Below are 18,385 nucleotides of genomic sequence, written 5' to 3' on the forward strand. Positions count from 1 at the left end.
GCCGGGCGGGCTGGGGAAGTCAGGCAGTGGGCGTGCGCGCTGCGGGTGTCGCCGCGGCGGGCGCCTCCGGCGTGTCCCGCCATTGGCCATCCACCAGGAACTGAGCGGGCCGGAAGGCCGACTTATAGGACATCTTGCGGCTGTCGGCGATCCAGTAGCCCAGATACAGCCAGGGCAGATTCAGCGCGCGGCACTGCTCCACCTGCCAGAGGATGCTGTAGGTGCCCAATCCGTCGGCAATATCGGGGTCGTAGAAGGTGTAGACGGACGACAGGCCGTCGTCCAGCACGTCGATGATGGACACCATCAACAGCACGCCTTCGGGGTTCCGGAACTCCACCAGCCGGGTGTTCACGCGGCTGGTGAGCAGGAACTGCGCATACTGGGTGCGGCTGTCTTCGTCCATGCCGCCGCCCGGGTGGCGGCCCTGTTGGTAGCGGGTGTACAGGCGGTAGTGCTCGGGCGACCAGGCCAGCTCGGCGACGAATGACTGCAGATGTTGGTGGTCCCGCCACGCGCGGCGCTGGCTGCGGTTGGGCGTGAAGCCTGCCGTGTCCACGCGCACGGGCACGCAGGCGTGGCAGTTGTCGCAATGGGGACGGTAGGTGAACAGCCCGCTGCGGCGAAAACCCTGTTCCACAAGCTGGGAATACGTGCCCGCGTTGATCAGGTGGCCGGGCGCGGCGACCTGCGACCGGGCCTGGCGACCCGGCAGGTAGCTGCAAGGGTAAGGGGCGGTCGCGTAGAACTGCAGCGTGGAGAAGGGGAGTTCTTTAAGCTGGCTCATTGGTTATCCCGAAAGACGGCGGCAAGCCCGTGACGGGAGTGGCTACATATTAACGCTTAACCCGCGTCGGGACTGGCCGGCGCGGGGTCGTCGGGATGCAGCCGTCCGCTGCTGTCGAGCGTGCCGGGGGCCCAGGCGATGCGGGGCAGCGCGGTGGTCTTGCGCACGTGTTCGAGAAACCGCGCCCGGGGCAGGGGGCGGGCGCCCATGCTGGCCAGGTGGCGCGTCTGCTGCTGGCAATCGACCCATTCCACCCCTTGCGCAGCCAGGTAGCGCACCAAGTACGCCAGCGCGATCTTGGAGGCATTGGGCGCGCGCGTGAACATGGATTCGCCGAAGAACATGCGTCCCAGGTTGATGCCATAAAGCCCGCCGGCAAGTTCGCCGTCGATCCAGGTTTCAATGCTGTGGACGTAGCCGGCCTCGTGCCATGCCCGGTAGGCCTCTTGCATGGCGGCGGTGATCCAGGTGCCTGGTTGCCCGTCGCGCGGCGCCGCGCATGCGGCCATGACCTGCGGGAAAGCTGTGTCGACGCGGATCCGCACGCGCGGGACGGCGTCGTGTTCCTGGCTTGCCACTTGCCTGAGCAGCTTGCGCAGCGAATGCGACGGCGCGAAATCCTTGATCGCCAGCACCATGCGCGGGTCCGGGCTCCACCACAGGACGGGTTCGCCTTCCGAATACCAGGGGAAGATGCCGTTTGAATAGGCCTGGATGAGCCTGTCGGGGGACAGGTCCGCCCCGGCGGCCAGCAGGCCATCAGGATCCGTCAGCGCGAATTCCGCAGGGGGAAACGGAGTGTCGGCGGCAAGCCAGGGCAGTTTCAACGGTGCGATTCTAGGGTGTAGTGGTGAGGGCCGAACGTGCCGCGCTTGCGGTCCTCGAAGAACAGCCGCAGCGTGCTGGCCACCGTGCGGAAGGCCAGGTCGTCCCAGGGAATCTCGGATTCGTCGTAGTAGCGGGCCTCGAGGCTCTCTGGACCCGGATCCAGTTCGGGGTCCAACGCCCGGGCCAGGTAGAACACGTGCACCTGCTCGATCTGCGGCACGTCGATGATGGTGTAGATGTCGCCAAGCTGAATCCGGGCGCCGGATTCTTCCAGCGTTTCGCGCGCGGCCCCTTGAGCGGTGCTTTCGCCCAATTCCATGAAGCCGGCGGGCAGCGTCCAGGTGTTGTAGCGCGGTTCGATGGCGCGGCGGCAGAGCAGCACCCGGTTTTCCCAGACGGGGACGGTGCCGACCACCAGCCGGGGATTCTGGTAATGGATTGCGCCACAGTGATCGCAGATGTCTCGCTCGCGGTTGTCGCCCTCGGGCACCCGGCGGTTGACCGGCGAGCCGCACTGGCTGCAGAAATGGGAACGGCGCGGAGCGGGGAAGTATTCGATGGGCGGTTTGGCGGTCATGGGTACGATTCTAACGGCTGCGGCGGGTCGTGGCGCGTCGGGCCGGCGCCCCGGGGGCGGGGCTGCCGAAGCGTTCTTCCAGGTGCTCGACGAAGGACCTGACCTTGGGCGACAGGAAGCGCCGGTGCGGGTAGACGGCGACCATGGATATGGGGGTGTGGGCGTAGTTGGTCAGCAGCGCGGTGAGGCGCCCCGCGCGGATGTCGTCGCCCACCAGGAACTCCGGCTGCAGGATGATGCCGTGGCCGGCCAGTGCGGCCGTGCGCAGCACGTCCCCGTTATTGGCGCGCAGCGCCGCGTTTACGCGCACCACATGCGTCACGCCGTCTTTCTCGAAATGCCATTCGTTGCCGGTGCTGGCGTAGGCGTAGTGCAGGCAGCGGTGCTGCTTGAGGTCGTCAGGCACGGCCGGCGCGCGGTGGCGCTTCAGGTAGGAGGGGGCGGCGCAGACCAGCAGCTGCTGGGGCGCCAGCGGCCGGGCCACCAGCGATGAATCCAGCAGCGGTCCAATGCGCACGGCGACGTCGTAGCCGTCTTCCACCAGGTCCACCACGCGGTCATTCAGGTCCAGGTCTATCACCACGTCCGGATAGCGCTGCAGATATTCGGCGATGGCCGGACCCAGATGCAGGATGCCGAACGACACGGGAGCGCTGACGCGCAACCGCCCGCTGGGCCGCTGGCCTTCGGCCTGCAGCGACAGTTCCAGGTCTGCGACCTCGGCCAGGATCGGCCGCACGCGCTCGTAGAACGCGCGGCCGGCGTCAGTCATGCTGAGCTTGCGGGTGGTGCGGTTGAGCAGGCGCACGCCGTACTTCTGTTCCAGGTGGGCGATCTGCCGCGTGACCACGGAACGCGCCTGGCCCATCTTGTCGGCGGCCGCCGCGAATGAGCCCAGCTCCACGACCTTGGCGTAGGTCTGCATGGCGGTATGGGTATCCAAGATTGTTTCCTATCGGGGAACAATAATTTGCAATTCTGCATGTTTATCTTTGTTTTTGGAATCGCAAGAATACGGCCCAAGAAGAATCCACCCGTTCGGGTCGATTCGTGTTCCGCTCAAGGATGAAGCAATGATTGACACCCGTACCGCACCCTATGCCGCGTTGCTCTTGCGCGTGGCGCTTGGCGTGATGTTCCTGGCCCATGGCATGACCAAGCTCCTCGTGTTCACGCTGCCCGGCACCGCGCAGTTTTTCGCCAAGATCGGCTTCGCCGGCTGGCTGGCGTACCCCGTCACGTTTTTCGAGGTGGGCGCGGGCGTCCTGCTGATCCTGGGCATCGTGCCGCGCTGGGTCGCCGCCATAGCGGTCGTGCAGCTCTTTGTCGCGTCGACCGTGCACTTCGGCAATGGCTGGGGCTTTGGCAATGCCGGCGGCGGCTGGGAATACCCGATCTTCCTGACGGTGGTGGCGGCTGCGCTCGCGCTGTTGGGCGACGGCAAATTCGCGCTGGTCAAGAGCGGCCGCGGCTGAGCGCTGCGCGCATCTCATCCTGCCCGCGCACGCGGTGTGCGGGCAGTCAGGCCGGATCGGCCTGCGGGCAGGGAATAAAGCCCAGGCGTTTCGGGACATCGCGCGCGGCAATGGAATGCAGCGGTACGGCGGCGTAGGCCCCGGGGAAGGCCGCGGCGATTGCCTGGCTAGGCGTCAGCGCGTCCAGCGCATCCAGCAAGGGGGCGCCGCCGTCCGCCGTCATTTTTTCCAGCAGCGGCGGCAGATCGCGGTCCAGCACGATGCCGCCGCCCAGCGGCGTCATCGCGTAGAGCTGCCCATCGTCATCCAGCCACCAACTGTCAACGGACGCCACCTGCGCATTGGTGTGCGTGACCAGTGCGCGGCTGTCGTCGGCAAGCCGCAGTACATAAGGCGCGGCGTCCAGGCGCACGAACACGCGTTGCGGACCGTTCTGGAAGAACCAGCGGCCCGCATCGTCGTGGCCGTAGTTGCGTCCGATGAATTCCAGGATCTGCGTATTGGTGATCGGCTCGCCCGGTCCGCCATCGGCCGCCTGGCCTTGCGGATGCAGGCGCCAGCGGCCGCGCGCGTCCAGCGACAGCCAGCCGTGTACCGCCGGCACATTCGGCCAGCGGGCCAGGGCGTCTTTCACCGATTGGTCCATGGTCAGGGGCGGATGATGATCGTGGGCGGCGTGATGACGATGCCAGGTTGCACCGGCATCACGGGAACCGCCACGGGCTGGGGCGCGTAGCCATACGCATAATCGTCGCGGCATTTGCGCTTTTCGCTGTAGTCGCCGTTGCGCTTCCATTTGCGCTCGACCTTACAGGCGCCGTCCCAGTACTTCTCTTTGTACTCGCCGCCCTTGTGGCGATGATGGTGGTGCTTGTCGCCGGCTTCGGCGGCGATGGGCGCCAGCGAAATCAGCGCGGCGGCCGACAGCGTCAGAAAAGAAGAGCGGCGGCTTGCGCGCACATGCGAACCCGGAATCTTATGCATGGAATCGTCGTTCAAATGAAAACGGCGTCACCATAGCAATCATCCGGCTGACCGGGCGTAGGGATGGGTAACGAGATGCTGGCAGGCACTGCCAAGGAAAAGATGCTGGAGGCGCAAGCCGGAATCGAACCGACGTACACGGATTTGCAATCCGCTGCATAACCACTCTGCCATTGCGCCAGCACTTGCAAGAAAAAAGGAAGCGCGGTGTGGGCCGTTGCTTCCTCTTTGTATTTGGAGCGGGAGACGAGTCTCGAACTCGCGACCTCAACCTTGGCAAGGTTGCGCTCTACCAACTGAGCTACTCCCGCTTGGGGTACTTCTTACTGCTGTTTTTGGTGCGCTTGCCTGCGATTTTCATCACGGGGGCTGTTCACCAAAGACAGCGATTGTACATGTTTTTTAGGGTCTCTGCACAGCAGACCGGAAACTTGGAGCGGGAGACGAGTCTCGAACTCGCGACCTCAACCTTGGCAAGGTTGCGCTCTACCAACTGAGCTACTCCCGCTTTTTTCTTGCCGTTTTTTTGCAAGAGGCGAGAGTATAACGACTTTTTAAAAAATTGCACGCGGCGTGATGCCGTTGTGAAGTTTTCGGATGCTGCCAATCGTTGCCGAGCCCACGCATTCATTGCTGCAGGTGTCGGTTGTGCGAGTGGTTTTGCGCAGAAATTCACGCAGAAATGAAAAAGGCCCCGTGAGGGGCCTTTTCATGATTCGCAGTGCGTGCACTGCGAATGCCAAATTTGGAGCGGGAGACGAGTCTCGAACTCGCGACCTCAACCTTGGCAAGGTTGCGCTCTACCAACTGAGCTACTCCCGCATTGGTTCCGTAAACTGCTCAGAACCCGTTTTCTTATTCACTCTGATCAACTTGGTTATCGACCAGAAGGCGCGCATTCTAGCATGATTTTTTTGACTTGTCCTGAGGCGGGCTTTTCAGTTTTGCCAGCCTTGGGCGGGCGCTTCTGAATGCTGCCTTGGAATTCAGGCCAAAACTCAATCAAGTAAACTGAGCGAAGACAGAAACTATAGCACACGTCGTAGCACCCATGTCAAATTCCTTCGCAGGCAGCACGCCCGACTCCTTGTCTCCGGTTGCCCAAGACCTTACCCGGTTCAATACGCTGGGGCTGGTTTCCCGGGCCGATGCGTTCGTCACTTTGGACGTTCCCGCGCAGTTGCCGGCGCTCTCGGCGCTGGCGAGGCAGGCGCCGTCGCTGCTCGTGCTGGGCGGAGGCAGCAACCTCGTGCTGCCCGAGCGCGTGCCGGGCCTGGTGGCTCGTGTGGCTTTCAAGGGCGTGCGCTTGCTCGAGGCCGGGCCGCAAGCCTGGCTCGTCGAGGCGGCGGGCGGCGAAAACTGGCATGGCTTTGTGTCGGAATGCGTGGCGCAGGGGTGGGACGGGCTGGAAAACCTGGCCCTGATTCCCGGCACCGTGGGCGCGGCGCCGGTGCAGAACATCGGCGCCTACGGCGTCGAATTGGAAGAGCGCTTTCACAGTCTGACGGCATGGGATGTGCGGCAGGCCCGCTATGTGGAGATGAGCGCGGCGGATTGCCGTTTTTCCTATCGCGACAGCGCCTTCAAGCATGATGAACCGGGACGTTGGATCATCGTGAGCGTGCGCTTTTCCTTGCCCCGCCCATGGCGGCCCGTGCTGGGCTATCCCGACCTGCAACGCCACGAGCGTCTGGCGGGCGGGGCTCCCAGCGCGCGCGACGTGTTCGACGCAGTCTGCGACATCCGCCGGGCCAAGCTGCCTGATCCCGCGGTCACGGGCAATGCCGGCAGCTTCTTCAAGAACCCGATCGTGCCCGCGGACCAGCGAGACGAACTGGCTGCGCGCTTTCCCGGACTGGTGTCGTATGCCCAGGCGGACGGCCGCTACAAACTGGCGGCCGGCTGGCTGATCGACCAATGCGGCTGGAAGGGGCAGGCGCTGGGCGCGGCTGGCGTGCATGACCGCCAGGCGCTGGTGCTGGTCAACCGCGGCGGAGCCACCGCTGCCGACATCATGGGCCTGGCGCGCGCCGTGCAGGATGCCGTGATCGAACGCTATGGCGTACGGCTGGAGCCGGAGCCCGTGGTCGTCTGACGGCGGCGCCAAGGTGTCAGGCGCGGCCGGCTAGGCGCGGCCGGGCTAGGCGCGGCCGGCAGCGGACGAAAAAAAAGGACCCCGCAGGGTCCTTTTTCGATGTGCGGCGGCTATCAGAGGCCCAGCACGGACTGCATGTCGTAGAGCCCGTTGGACTTGCCTTCAAGGAAGCGTGCCGCGCGCAGCGCGCCTTCCGCGTAGGTGGCGCGGCTGGACGAGCGGTGGGTGATCTCGATGCGTTCGCCGATGCCGCAGAACGAGACGGTGTGGTCGCCCACGATGTCGCCGCCGCGCAGCACGGAGAAGCCGATGGTGCCGGGCTTGCGCACGCCGGTGTCGCCGTGGCGGCTCCAGGTGGCGACGTCGGGCAGGGCGACCTCCCAGGCGGACGCGATGGTCTCGCCCATCTTCAGGGCCGTGCCCGACGGCGCGTCCACCTTGTTGCGGTGGTGCGCTTCGAAGACTTCGACGTCGTAGCCGGCGTTCAGGATGCGGGCGGCCATATCCAGCAGCTTGAGGGTAGCGTTGACGCCCACGCTCATGTTGGGCGCAAACACGATGGCGGTTTTCTGCGCCGCCACTTCGATCGCGGCGCGGCCGTTGTCGTCGAAGCCGGTGGTGCCGATGACGGCCTTCACGCCGTGCTTCACGCAGGCCTTCAGGTGATCCAGCGTGCCCTCGGGGCGGGTGAAATCAATCAGGCAGTCGGCGCCGGCCAGCGCGTCCAGGTCATCCGTGATCAGCACGCCGGTCTGCTTGCCCAACGGGGCGCCGGCATCGCGGCCCAGTGCGTCGGAGCCTTTGATGCTCAGGGCCGCGGCCAGTTGCAGGTCGTCGGATTTCAGGACGGCCTCGATCAGCATCTGACCCATGCGGCCGTTGGCGCCGGCAATAGCAATACGCATAAAAAATCCTTGTCTCAGCGCAGCGGTTCGGGCGCGTTGCCCGGCTGGCCGGGGTATTGATTGAGCGGGCTGACGGGGGCGTCGGCGTCGCGTTTCTGCTGATCCTGCTCTTCCTTCAGGCGGGCTTCGTCCTGGTTCAGGCGCTGATCAGCCTTTTCGTCGGCGACGGAATCCGGCGTGTTCATCTGATAAGGCTGCAGGTCGGGCTGCTTGTCGCCTTCCCAGCGCACCAGCCGGTCGTTTTCGAACCAGACCGTGAATTTGCGCTCTTGGGCATCGCCATAGCCGGGCTTGAAGTAGTACGGATAGTCCCAGCGGTTGGCGTGCAGGACGCTGGTCAGCGTCGGGCTGCCCAACGCGAAGCGCACCTGCTCACGGGTCATGCCGGGCTGGAGCAACGCAACCTGCTCTTGAGTGATCCAGTTGCCCTGCTGGACCGGGGCCTTGTACGGGAAACCCCATTTATTCGAGGTGCAGCCCGACAGTGCGACGGCCAAGGCGGCAATGACCAAGCCGGTCTTCAGAGAGCGGGAGGGAATACGTGCAAACATGGACACTACGCGCCCCTATTATTTGGAAGCAAGCAAAACCGTTATCATAAAGGTTTCATAAGGATAGTTCCGCGTGGCGGCATGGATTCGGTGAGCCGGCTCGCGGTGACCCTGTCCTTGCCCATGCCAACGCGGACGGAGAGCGATTACACCATGAGCGACCAAAGCGAACTGAAAAACATGGGTTTGAAGGCGACTTTTCCTCGCCTGAAGATTCTTGATATTTTCCGCAAATCGGGTGAACGCCACCTGAGCGCCGAAGACGTCTACCGCGCCCTGATCGGCGAAAACGTCGAAATCGGCCTGGCAACGGTCTACCGTGTCCTGACCCAGTTCGAGCAGGCCGGTATTCTTGCGCGCAGCCAGTTCGACAGCGGCAAGGCCGTGTTTGAGCTCAATGACGGCGATCATCACGATCACCTGATCTGCACCAATTGCGGCAAAGTCGTCGAATTCTCGGACCCCGAGATCGAAAAGCGGCAGCAGAAGATCGCCAAGGACAATTCCTTCGCGCTGGAAAGCCACGCGATGGTCCTGTACGGCATCTGCGGCAGCTGCATGAAGGGCCGCTAAGCCGCTGCGGCCGGCGGTCATGCGGTGTGGACCCGCTGGCCGCTATACCGGTGAAGTTAAAAGCCCCTTCTATTGGAAGGGGCTTTTTGCTGTCCGCCGACTTGGCGCGGCGGACGGGAGGCGGGTTAAGGCTACTGGCCTGATCAGGGCTTATGAGGCCGGCTGGCCGAAGCCTTCCAGCATTTCGCGGGCGTGCTCGCGCGTGGTGGCGGTGAGCTTCATGCCCCCCAGCATGCGGGCGATTTCCTCGACGCGGGCCGATGCGTCCAGCTCTTCGATGCTGGAGCGGGTCGTACCGCGGGATTCCGTCTTGCTAACCAGGAACTGGTTGTTGGCGCACGCCGCGACCTGGGGCAGGTGGGTGACGCACAGCACCTGATGGCGTTCGCCCAGTTCGCGCAGCAGCTTGCCGACGGCTTCGGCGATCGCGCCGCCGACGCCGCTGTCGACTTCGTCGAAGATCAGGGTGGGGACGCGCGCCGCGCGGCTGGCGATGACTGACAGCGCCAGCGAAATGCGCGACAGTTCGCCGCCCGATGCCACCTTTGCCAGGGGGCGGGGCGTGGTGCCGGCGTGGCCGGCCACCAGGAATTCGACCTGTTCGTTGCCGTGCGCAGAGGGCGCCGATTCCGCGAGCGTGGGCTCGAACCTGCCGCCCTGCATGGCCAGCGTCTGCATGGCCAGCGTGACCTGTTTGCCAAGGTCTTTGGCGATCTTGCGGCGGGCAGTCGTCAGTTTGGCGGCGGCCGCATCGTATTGCGCCTGCGCCGCGGCTGCCTGGGCGCGCAACGCGTCGATATCGCCCGCGGCCTGCAGCGCGGCCAGTTCGGCATGCAGGGATTCGCGCAGTTCGCACAGCGCATCGGGTTCGGTGCGGAATTTGCGGGCCGTCTCGAAGACCAGGCCCAGCCGCGCTTCGACGTCGGCCAGCCGCTTCGGGTCCAGGTCGACGCGGCTGACGTAGTTGTTCAGGTCCGACACGGCTTCGCTGATGGCGATGCGCGCGGATTCGAGTTCGTCGTACACGCCTTTCAGGCCCGGGTCGTGCCGCAGCATCTGCTGGATACGCTGGTTGGCGGCCGTGACGCGGTGGTGCGCCGAATCGCCTTCGCCGTCCAGCGCCTCCAGGATTTGCGAGGCCCCGTCCAGCAGCGATTGCGAATGCGACAGGCGCGTGTGCTCGGTCTGTAGCGCTTCCCATTCGTCCGGGCCCAGGCCCAGGTGATCCAGTTCCTGGACCTGCCATTGCAGGCGTTCGCGTTCGGCGGCCAGGCTTTCGGCGTCTTTTTCGGCGGACTCAAGCTGCCGGGCCAGTGCGCGCCATTGCTTCCAGGCCTGGCTGACCGCGTGGCGCAGGTCGGCGTGGCCCCCATGGGCGTCCAGGAGGTCGCGTTGCGCATCGGGCCGCATCAGGCTCTGGTGCGCGTGCTGGCCGTGGATGTCGACCAGGCTGTCGCCCAGTTCGCGCAATTGCGCCACGGTGGCAGGCGTGCCGTTGATATAGGCGCGGCTGCGGCCCTGCGCGTCGATGACGCGCCGCAGCGACAGTTCCTCTTCGGCGTCGATCTCGCGTTCGGCCAGCCAGGCGTGCAGCGACTTGGGGGTGTCGAAGACCGCGGTGATGTCGGCGCGGGCGGCGCCTTCGCGCAGCATGCTGGCGTCGCCGCGTTCGCCCAGCGTCAGCGCCAGCGCATCCACCAGGATGGATTTGCCTGCGCCGGTCTCGCCGGAAAAGACGGTGAAGCCGGGGCCGAAATGGATCTCGGTCTGTTCGACGATGACGAAGTCGCGGATGTGCAGGGTGCGCAGCATGTCGGGGCGCTTACTACTCTACGTTGTCGGAGGCTTCGGGCATCAGGTTCCAGTGCAGCTTGCGGCGCAGGGTGGAGAAGAAACTGTAGCCTTCGGGATGGACGAAGCGGATGGTGTAGGGCGCGCGCTGCACGACGATGCGGTCGCCCGGCTGCAGGTCGGACCAGGTCTGCATGTCAAAGTGCACGCTGGCGCCGACTTCGACGCGGCCCATGGCGGTGAGCGTCATGTTCAGCACGCCCGAGTCGGGAATGACGATAGGGCGGTTGGACAGCGTCTGCGGCGCTACGGGCACCAGCACCATGGCGTTCATGCCGGGGTGCAGGATGGGGCCGTTGGCCGACAGGGCATACGCGGTGGAGCCGGTGGGAGTGGCGATGATCAGGCCGTCTGCGCGCTGGGTGTACATGAAGGCGCCGTCCAGTTCGACCCGGACTTCAATCATGCCGCCGCGGCCAGCACGGTTCAGAACCACGTCGTTCAGCGCGGACGCGGAATACATTTTCTGGTCGCCGCGCCACACGCTGCCTTCCAGCAGCATGCGTTCTTCGATTTGGAAACTGCCTTCCAGCACGCGGGCCAGCGCGCCATGCGCGTCCTGCAGGGCGATGTCGGTGATGAAGCCGAGGCGGCCGTGGTTGATGCCCACCAGCGGCATGCCGTAAGGCGCCAGGTGGCGGCTGGCGCCCAGCACGGTGCCGTCGCCGCCCATCACGACCGCCAGCGAGGCGGTCTTGCCGATTTCTTCGAGCGTGGCGATGGGGTATTCGGTCACCCTGGTGTTTCGCGCCGTGTCGGCATCAATGAGCACGTGCCGGCCCGCTTGCGTCAGCGCGTGCGCAAGTGCTCTCAGCGGTGTGTCCAGGCCGGTGTCCTGGTATCTGCCGATCAGGGCAACTGTAGGAAAATGCATGGCTGCGTGCGAATAAAAAAGGCGGAACCGTGATGCCCGTCAGGCCCGGAATGGCCTGTTTAACCGATTATATGGGGCCGTATATCGGCTTGCAGGACAAAAATCGCCTTAACCGGAAAAGATTCCCTAAAATACTCGCTATGGACGACCGCGCACGCGCATTACTGAAAGCGTTGATAGAACGCTACATCGCCGATGGGCAGCCAGTCGGCTCGCGGACGCTATCGAAAGTCTTTGACTTGTCTCCGGCCACCATCCGCAATGTCATGGCGGACCTGGAAGAGCTGGGGCTGATCCATAGCCCGCATACCTCCGCCGGCCGCATACCCACGCCGCGGGGCTATCGCATGTTCGTCGATTCCCTGCTGGCGGTGCAGTCCTATCAGCTGCAGCCCCACAACATGGGGGAAATGCTCTCGGCCGCAGAGCCCACGCGCGCGGTCAACGCCGCCGCGGCGCTGCTGTCCAACCTGACCCAGTTCGCGGGCGTGGTGCTCACGCCCAAGCGCGCCCAGGTCTTCCGCCAGATCGAATTCATCCGCCTGTCCGACAAACGGGTGTTGCTGATCATCGTCACCCCCGACGGCGACGTCCAAAACCGCATTCTTTTCGTCCAGCGCGACTATTCCGAATCCGAACTGCTGGAAGCAGGCAACTTCTTCAACATGCATTTCGCCGGCAAGTCCTTCAATGCGGTCCGGCAGACGCTGTCCACCGAACTGGCCCAACTGCGCGAAGACATCTCGCGCCTGATGCAGGCTGCCGTGGAGGCCAGCGCCGAAGCCGCCGAAGACGGAGACGCCGTGGTCATTTCCGGAGAGCGCAAGCTGCTCGACGTGACGGATATCGCGTCCGACATGGACCGCCTGCGCAAGATGTTCTCGCTGTTCGAGAAAAAAACCGACCTGCTGCAATTGCTGGATGTCTCCAGCCGGGCGCAGGGCGTGCAGATCTACATCGGCGGCGACTCGCAACTGGTGCCGATGGAGGAAGTCTCCGTCATCACCGCGCCCTACGGCGTCGATGGCAAGGTAGTGGGCACGCTGGGCGTCATTGGCCCGACCCGCATGGCCTATGAGCGCGTCATTCCCATCGTGGACATCACGGCGCGGCTGCTGTCCAACGCGCTCAGCCACAATCAGTAGTTCCATTCAAAGCTACATCCTCCTTGCGGAGGAAGGGGAGTTTTTGTGTTTCTTCGCCTGTTCAAGTATCTCTGGCCTGAACGCTACCTGCCTGAACCCCAGCAAGAAGACCCCTTCAACGAAGATCCGCCGCCGCGCGCGCCCGGCAAGGTGGGCGTGCTCTTGGTGAACCTGGGCACGCCGGACACGCCTTCCCCCAAGGACATCCGCAAATACCTGGGCGAATTCCTGTCCGATCCCCGCGTCATCGAGATTCCGCGCTATCTCTGGAAGCCCATCCTGCACGGGATGGTGCTGAGGCGGCGGCCCAAGCGGCTTGAGCCGCGCTACGCCGGCGTCTGGATGCAGGAGGGTTCCCCGCTGATGGTCTACAGTCGGCGGCAGGCCGACGGTGTGCGCGCTGCGCTGCAGGCAGCCGGTCTGGATGTCGTCGTGGAGCTGGGCATGCGCTACGGCAATCCGTCCATTCCCGACGCCATCACGAAACTGCGCGCACAGGGCTGCGAACGCATCCTGACGGTGCCCCTGTACCCCCAGTACGCCGCCAGCACCACCGCCACGGTGGTGGACGCGGTGACCCGCCACGTGGGACGGCTGCGCGACCAGCCCGAGATGCGCTTCATCAAGCGCTTCCACGAAGAGCCTGCCTACCTGGACGCGCTGGCCGGGCGCATCGAGCGGTTCTGGCTGGAGCACGGCAAGCCCCAGAAGCTGGTCATGAGCTTTCACGGCCTGCCGCGCTATTCCATTGAGTTGGGCGATCCCTACTACCGCGACTGCATGGAGACCGCCCGGCTTCTGACGCAGCGGCTGTCGCTGCCCCGTGACCAGATCGAAGTGACTTTCCAGAGCCGGTTCGGCACGGCTCGCTGGCTGGAGCCCTATACCGAGCCGACCCTCAAGGCGCTGGCGGCCTCGGGCACCACCGAGGTCGATGTGGTGTGCCCGGGATTTGTGGCAGACTGTCTGGAAACCCTGGAAGAAATCAGCCTGGAATGCCGCGACGCCTTCATCGGGGCGGGCGGCAGGCAGTTCCGTTACATTCCGGCCATCAATGATGATCCGGCCTGGATCGCCGGGCTGGCCAGCCTGGTGGAACGCCACTTGCAGGGATGGACCCAGACACCACGGACTTGAAGGAGAAGGCGCATGCACCATGATCCCAAGACTGGCAAGACGGTCAAAAAGGGCAAGGTAAGCACCCCGGTCGACGAGGACCACGTCGAGCATGAGCTGGACGAAGCCCTGGCCGACACCTTTCCCGCCAGCGACCCGATCGCCATCCAGTCCGACCCCGACGCGGACGACAAGCGCGTGGACCGGGCCCTGAAAGAGAGTTTCCCGGCCAGCGATCCCGTCGCGCCGGCGCAGCCGCACAAGAAATAGGCCGGGGCGGGCGGCAGGCCCGCCGTCAGGGGGGAATATTTTGCTTACCCGGGCTTGAAATAGGGGTATTGGCCCCCATTCATGTCTGCGAAAGCCATTCTTTTTGGAGGATTCCCCATGACGGCACCCCACGAGCCTGCAGACCAGGCGCCCGAAGTCGGCCAGACCGCCGATGCGGCCCCCGCCGCCCAGGACGCCGCTCAGGCCGAGCTGAACGAGTTGCGCGCCCAGCTGGACGCCGCCCAGGCTACCGTCAACGAGCAGCACGACCAGCTTCTGCGTGTCCATGCCGAAGCCGAGAACGTGCGCCGCCGCGCCCAGGAAGAAGTGTCCAAGGCGCGCAAGTTCGGCATCGAGTCGTTTGCCGAAAGCCTGGTTCCGGTCAAGGACAGCCTGGAGGCCGCGCTGGCCCAGCCTGACCAGACCGTTGAAACCCTGCGCGAAGGCGTCGAAGTCACTCTCAAGCAGCTGGCCGCGGCCTTCGAGCGCAATCTGCTCAAGGAAATCGCCCCGGCGCAGGGCGACAAGTTCGATCCGCACCAGCACCAGGCCATTTCGTCCATTCCCAACGAACAGCCCGCCAACACCGTGGTGCAGCTGCTGCAAAAGGGCTATGCCATCGCCGACCGGACCCTGCGTCCGGCGCTCGTGGTGGTGTCGGCCGGCCAGGGCTGACCATACCGAAGGCCATGACCGATCCTCGCTTCGATCCGGCTGAGGTTTTCCAGGTGTTCGGCATGAGCCATGTCGACACCGCGGGATTCGACGCCGCCGTGGTCCAGGCGCCAGGATCGGACCTGCGTTGCGTGTTCCTGTGGGGCCAGGATTGCTATAACTGCAATCTTTTCAAGCAGGCGGCGCTGCTGCACCGGGAAACCCTGTTTGCCCTGGGCCTGACGTGGTTCGAGGCCGATGTCTACGCCGACGAACCCCTGGGCCGGCGGTTTTCGCTGCATGGCGTCCCCACTTTTGTGCTGTACCGGTCCGGCAAGCGGCTTGGCCGCATCACCGGCTGGCCCGGATTGCCCCAGTTCACGGCGGCAATCCAGCGCCAGCAGGACGCCGCGGAAATTTCCGGCCAGGCGTCTTGAAAAACCCTGCGGGCAGCCCCAGTTAGGTGGGGACAAGCAGTTTTTCCCTATTTCCATAGTTAATAGATTTAATAATCAAGGTAACCCACCATGAGCAAGATTATTGGCATTGACCTGGGCACGACCAACAGCTGCGTGGCTGTCATGGACGGCGGGCAGGTCAAAATCATCGAAAACGCGGAAGGTGCTCGCACCACCCCCTCCATCGTTGCCTACATGGATGACGGCGAGACCCTGGTGGGCGCGCCCGCCAAGCGCCAGGCCGTGACCAACCCGCGCAACACCCTGTACGCGGTGAAGCGCCTGATCGGCCGCAAGTTCGAAGAAAAGGCGGTGCAGAAGGACATCAACCTGATGCCCTACGCGATCGTCAAGGCCGACAACGGCGATGCCTGGGTTGAAGTGCGCGGCAAGAAGATGGCGCCTCCCCAAGTGTCGGCCGACGTGCTGCGCAAGATGAAGAAGACCGCCGAGGACTACCTGGGCGAAGAAGTGACCGAGGCCGTCATCACCGTGCCCGCGTACTTCAACGACAGCCAGCGCCAGGCCACCAAGGACGCCGGCCGTATCGCCGGTCTGGAAGTCAAGCGCATCATCAACGAACCCACCGCTGCGGCGCTGGCGTTCGGCCTGGACAAGACCGAAAAGGGCGACCGCAAGATCGCCGTCTATGACCTGGGCGGCGGCACGTTCGACGTGTCCATCATCGAAATCGCCGACGTTGACGGCGAAAAGCAGTTCGAAGTGCTGTCGACCAACGGCGACACCTTCCTGGGCGGCGAAGACTTCGACCAGCGCATCATCGACTACATCATCTCCGAGTTCAAGAAGGAACAAGGCGTTGATCTGTCCAAGGACGTGCTGGCCCTGCAGCGCCTGAAGGAAGCCGCCGAAAAGGCCAAGATCGAGCTGTCCTCGGCCCAGCAGACCGAAATCAACCTGCCGTACATCACGGCGGACGCCTCGGGTCCGAAGCACCTGAACCTGAAGATCACGCGCGCCAAGCTGGAAGCGCTGGTCGAGGAACTGATCGAACGCACGATCGAACCCTGCCGCGTCGCCATCAAGGACGCCGGCGTGAAGGTTTCCGACATCGACGACGTGATCCTGGTCGGCGGCATGACCCGCATGCCCAAGGTCCAGGAAAAGGTGAAGGAATTCTTCGGCAAGGATCCGCGCAAGGACGTGAACCCCGATGAAGCCGTCGCCGCTGGCGCCGCCATCCAGGGCTCCGTGCTGTCGGGCGACCGCAAGGACGTGCTGCTGCTGGACGTGACCCCCCTGTCGCTGGGTATTGAAACCCTGGGCGGCGTCATGACGAAGATGATCCAGAAGAACACCACGATCCCGACCCGGTTCTCGCAGACGTTCTCGACCGCCGACGACAACCAGCCGGCCGTGACGATCAAGGTGTTCCAGGGCGAGCGCGAAATCGCTGCGGGCAACAAGGCCCTGGGCGAGTTCAACCTTGAAGGGATCCCGCCGTCGCCGCGCGGCATGCCGCAGATCGAAGTCACGTTCGACATCGACGCCAACGGCATCCTGCACGTGTCCGCCAAGGACAAGGGCACGGGCAAGGAAAACAAGATCACCATCAAGGCCAACTCGGGTCTGTCGGAAGACGAGATCCAGCGCATGGTCAAGGATGCCGAGGCCAACGCCGAGGAAGATCACCGCGTTGCCGAACTGGCCCAGTCGCGCAACCAGGCCGACGCGCTGGTGCACGCCACCCGCAAGTCGCTGACCGAATATGGCGACAAGCTTGAAGCTGCCGAGAAGGAAAGCATCGAAGCCGCCATCAAGGACCTGGAAGACACGCTGAAGGAAGGCGACAAGGCCGCGATAGACGCCAAGGTGGAAGCCTTGTCCACGGCATCGCAAAAGCTCGGCGAAAAGATGTACGCCGACATGCAGGCGCAGCAGGCCGCTGGCCAGCAACAGGCCGCTGACAACGCGAAGCCGGTGGACGACAACGTCGTCGACGCCGACTTCAAGGAAGTCAAGCGCGACCAATAATGGCCGGGCGCTGACCTGCCTCTGCCGCCCGGTAGCCGGAGAAATCCGCCTACCGGGCGAACTCATTCTGTAGCACTGAAAAGAAGGCTCGATTTTTGAGCCCACGGATCATGGCAAAACGCGACTATTACGACGTTCTGGGCGTGGCAAAGAATGCCTCGGACGACGACCTCAAGAAGGCCTATCGAAAGCTGGCCATGAAGTATCACCCGGACCGCAATCCGGACAGCAAAGAAGCCGAAGAGAAGTTCAAGGAAGCCAAGGAAGCCTACGAGGTCCTGGGCGACGACCAGAAGCGCGCCGCGTATGACCGCTATGGCCACGCTGGCGTCGATCCCAATTCCGCCGGCATGGGCGGTGCGGGCATGGGAGGCGGATTCGCCGACGCGTTCGGCGACATCTTCGGCGAGATTTTCGGCGGCGGCGGTGGTGGCCGCCGCGGCGGCGGTCCGCAGGTGTACCGCGGCGCCGACCTGAAGTACGCGCTCGAGATCACCCTGGAGCAGGCGGCCGCCGGCTTCGATACCGAAATTCGCGTGCCCAGCTGGGAAAACTGCGACGCCTGCCACGGCTCCGGCGCCAAGGCCGGCACGTCGCCCAAGACCTGCCGCACTTGCGGCGGCTCGGGCGCCGTGCGCATGCAGCAGGGTTTCTTCAGCGTGCAGCAGACCTGCCCGACCTGCCACGGCAACGGCAAGGAAATCACCGACCCGTGCCCGTCCTGCGACGGCGTGGGCCGCATCCGCCGCAACAAGACCCTGCAGGTCAAGATCCCGGCCGGCATCGACGACGGCATGCGCATCCGCTCCAGCGGCAACGGCGAACCGGGCATCAACGGCGGCCCTCCGGGCGACCTGTATGTGGAAATCCACATCAAGCAGCACAAGATCTTCCAGCGCGACAGCGACGACCTGCACTGCGAGCTGACCATCCCGTTCACCACGGCGGCATTGGGCGGTGAACTCCAGGTCCCGACGCTGGGCGGCAAGGCCGAGATCTCGATCCCCGAAGGCACGCAGTCCGGCAAGACCTTCCGCCTGCGCGGCAAGGGCATCCGCGGCGTGCGCGGCAGCTACCCGGGCGATCTCTACTGCCACGTAGTGGTGGAAACGCCGGTGCGCCTGAGCGACGACCAGAAGAACATCCTGCGCCAGTTCGAGGCCTCGCTGAACGACGGCGGCGACCGCCACTCCCCGCAAAGCAAGTCCTGGACGGACCGCGTGAAGGAATTCTTCAGCTGAATTGCC

At 64.4% G+C, this 18,385-nt stretch carries 20 protein-coding genes and 4 tRNA genes; 10 read left to right on the top strand and 14 right to left on the bottom strand.

Translation table 11 applies throughout. The features are described 5' to 3' along the window. Positions 1-19: 19 nt before the first annotated feature. The 4 genes from KYC_RS03145 to KYC_RS03160 are packed head-to-tail and all read right to left on the bottom strand — an operon-like array spanning position 20 to position 3,135. A complete protein-coding gene (locus KYC_RS03145; RefSeq protein WP_008158758.1) occupies positions 20-787 on the bottom strand; it encodes an arginyltransferase in 768 nt (255 codons plus the stop codon). Positions 788-843: 56 nt separating this feature from the next. Further along, positions 844-1,614, bottom strand: a complete 771-nt coding sequence (aat, locus tag KYC_RS03150; protein WP_008158760.1) for a leucyl/phenylalanyl-tRNA--protein transferase — start codon at positions 1,612-1,614, stop codon at positions 844-846. Next, positions 1,611-2,192 (bottom strand): NUDIX hydrolase, encoded by a 582-nt coding sequence (locus KYC_RS03155; RefSeq protein WP_008158762.1) that lies wholly within the window; start codon positions 2,190-2,192, stop codon positions 1,611-1,613. The genes aat and KYC_RS03155 overlap by 4 nt, the downstream gene beginning before the upstream one ends. A 10-nt stretch (positions 2,193-2,202) precedes the next feature. Then, positions 2,203-3,135 carry a LysR family transcriptional regulator gene (locus KYC_RS03160; protein WP_008158763.1) on the bottom strand — a complete coding sequence of 311 codons (933 nt, stop codon included), beginning with the start codon at positions 3,133-3,135 and terminating at the stop codon, positions 2,203-2,205. A gap of 130 nt (positions 3,136-3,265) precedes the next feature. Between KYC_RS03160 and KYC_RS03165 the strand changes: the two genes are divergently transcribed. Next, positions 3,266-3,667 carry a DoxX family protein gene (locus KYC_RS03165; RefSeq protein ID WP_008158765.1) on the top strand — a complete coding sequence of 134 codons (402 nt, stop codon included), beginning with the start codon at positions 3,266-3,268 and terminating at the stop codon, positions 3,665-3,667. 46 nt (positions 3,668-3,713) lie between these two features. On the opposite strand, the gene KYC_RS03170 is transcribed toward KYC_RS03165, so the two are convergent. The 6 genes from KYC_RS03170 to KYC_RS03195 form a co-directional block, all read right to left on the bottom strand. Continuing rightward, positions 3,714-4,313 (bottom strand): DUF2946 family protein, encoded by a 600-nt coding sequence (locus KYC_RS03170; protein WP_008158767.1) that lies wholly within the window; start codon positions 4,311-4,313, stop codon positions 3,714-3,716. A 2-nt stretch (positions 4,314-4,315) separates the two neighbouring features. Beyond that, positions 4,316-4,651 carry a hypothetical protein gene (locus KYC_RS03175; RefSeq protein ID WP_008158768.1) on the bottom strand — a complete coding sequence of 112 codons (336 nt, stop codon included), beginning with the start codon at positions 4,649-4,651 and terminating at the stop codon, positions 4,316-4,318. A gap of 106 nt (positions 4,652-4,757) precedes the next feature. Further along, a tRNA-Cys gene (locus KYC_RS03180) sits at positions 4,758-4,831 on the bottom strand. Positions 4,832-4,886: 55 nt separating this feature from the next. Continuing rightward, positions 4,887-4,962, bottom strand: a tRNA-Gly gene (locus tag KYC_RS03185). A 121-nt stretch (positions 4,963-5,083) separates the two neighbouring features. Next, a tRNA-Gly gene (locus KYC_RS03190) sits at positions 5,084-5,159 on the bottom strand. Positions 5,160-5,397: 238 nt separating this feature from the next. Next, positions 5,398-5,473 (bottom strand) — tRNA-Gly (locus KYC_RS03195). A gap of 229 nt (positions 5,474-5,702) precedes the next feature. On the opposite strand from KYC_RS03195, the gene murB reads away from it, so the two are divergent. Next, a complete protein-coding gene (murB, locus tag KYC_RS03200; RefSeq protein ID WP_008158770.1) occupies positions 5,703-6,746 on the top strand; it encodes a UDP-N-acetylmuramate dehydrogenase in 1,044 nt (347 codons plus the stop codon). Between the two features lie 113 nt (positions 6,747-6,859). Here the strand turns inward: murB and dapB are convergent, their stop codons facing one another. Together dapB and KYC_RS03210 are read right to left on the bottom strand one after the other, a co-directional pair. Then, complete coding sequence (gene dapB / locus KYC_RS03205) at positions 6,860-7,651, bottom strand: 4-hydroxy-tetrahydrodipicolinate reductase (protein WP_008158772.1); 792 nt, start codon at positions 7,649-7,651, stop codon at positions 6,860-6,862. Positions 7,652-7,665: 14 nt separating this feature from the next. Next, positions 7,666-8,202, bottom strand: a complete 537-nt coding sequence (locus KYC_RS03210; RefSeq protein ID WP_043517392.1) for an outer membrane protein assembly factor BamE — start codon at positions 8,200-8,202, stop codon at positions 7,666-7,668. Between the two features lie 153 nt (positions 8,203-8,355). Between KYC_RS03210 and fur the strand changes: the two genes are divergently transcribed. Continuing rightward, positions 8,356-8,775 carry a ferric iron uptake transcriptional regulator gene (fur, locus tag KYC_RS03215; protein WP_008158776.1) on the top strand — a complete coding sequence of 140 codons (420 nt, stop codon included), beginning with the start codon at positions 8,356-8,358 and terminating at the stop codon, positions 8,773-8,775. A gap of 150 nt (positions 8,776-8,925) precedes the next feature. On the opposite strand, the gene recN is transcribed toward fur, so the two are convergent. After that, the gene (gene recN / locus KYC_RS03220) at positions 8,926-10,587 is read right to left on the bottom strand and encodes a DNA repair protein RecN (protein ID WP_008158778.1); all 1,662 of its coding nucleotides are present in this window, start codon (positions 10,585-10,587) and stop codon (positions 8,926-8,928) included. A gap of 13 nt (positions 10,588-10,600) precedes the next feature. Then, a complete protein-coding gene (locus tag KYC_RS03225) occupies positions 10,601-11,500 on the bottom strand; it encodes an NAD kinase (RefSeq protein ID WP_008158780.1) in 900 nt (299 codons plus the stop codon). A 140-nt stretch (positions 11,501-11,640) separates the two neighbouring features. On the opposite strand from KYC_RS03225, the gene hrcA reads away from it, so the two are divergent. The 7 genes from hrcA (at position 11,641) to dnaJ (ending at position 18,379) form a co-directional block, all read left to right on the top strand. Next, the gene (hrcA, locus tag KYC_RS03230; protein ID WP_008158782.1) at positions 11,641-12,645 is read left to right on the top strand and encodes a heat-inducible transcriptional repressor HrcA; all 1,005 of its coding nucleotides are present in this window, start codon (positions 11,641-11,643) and stop codon (positions 12,643-12,645) included. A gap of 45 nt (positions 12,646-12,690) precedes the next feature. Then, positions 12,691-13,782 (top strand): ferrochelatase, encoded by a 1,092-nt coding sequence (hemH, locus tag KYC_RS03235; protein WP_008158784.1) that lies wholly within the window; start codon positions 12,691-12,693, stop codon positions 13,780-13,782. A gap of 12 nt (positions 13,783-13,794) precedes the next feature. Continuing rightward, positions 13,795-14,031 carry a hypothetical protein gene (locus KYC_RS03240; protein ID WP_008158785.1) on the top strand — a complete coding sequence of 79 codons (237 nt, stop codon included), beginning with the start codon at positions 13,795-13,797 and terminating at the stop codon, positions 14,029-14,031. A gap of 117 nt (positions 14,032-14,148) precedes the next feature. Continuing rightward, on the top strand, positions 14,149-14,706 hold the full coding sequence (gene grpE, locus KYC_RS03245; RefSeq protein ID WP_008158787.1) for a nucleotide exchange factor GrpE: 558 nt from the start codon (positions 14,149-14,151) through the stop codon (positions 14,704-14,706). Between the two features lie 14 nt (positions 14,707-14,720). Further along, a complete protein-coding gene (locus tag KYC_RS03250) occupies positions 14,721-15,122 on the top strand; it encodes a thioredoxin family protein (RefSeq protein WP_008158789.1) in 402 nt (133 codons plus the stop codon). Between the two features lie 90 nt (positions 15,123-15,212). After that, positions 15,213-17,138 (top strand): molecular chaperone DnaK, encoded by a 1,926-nt coding sequence (gene dnaK, locus KYC_RS03255; protein WP_008158794.1) that lies wholly within the window; start codon positions 15,213-15,215, stop codon positions 17,136-17,138. 110 nt (positions 17,139-17,248) lie between these two features. Continuing rightward, on the top strand, positions 17,249-18,379 hold the full coding sequence (gene dnaJ, locus KYC_RS03260; protein WP_008158795.1) for a molecular chaperone DnaJ: 1,131 nt from the start codon (positions 17,249-17,251) through the stop codon (positions 18,377-18,379). Positions 18,380-18,385: the final 6 nt, after the last annotated feature.

This window comes from Achromobacter arsenitoxydans SY8 (genome assembly GCF_000236785.1).
Taxonomy (GTDB): domain Bacteria; phylum Pseudomonadota; class Gammaproteobacteria; order Burkholderiales; family Burkholderiaceae_B; genus Achromobacter; species Achromobacter arsenitoxydans.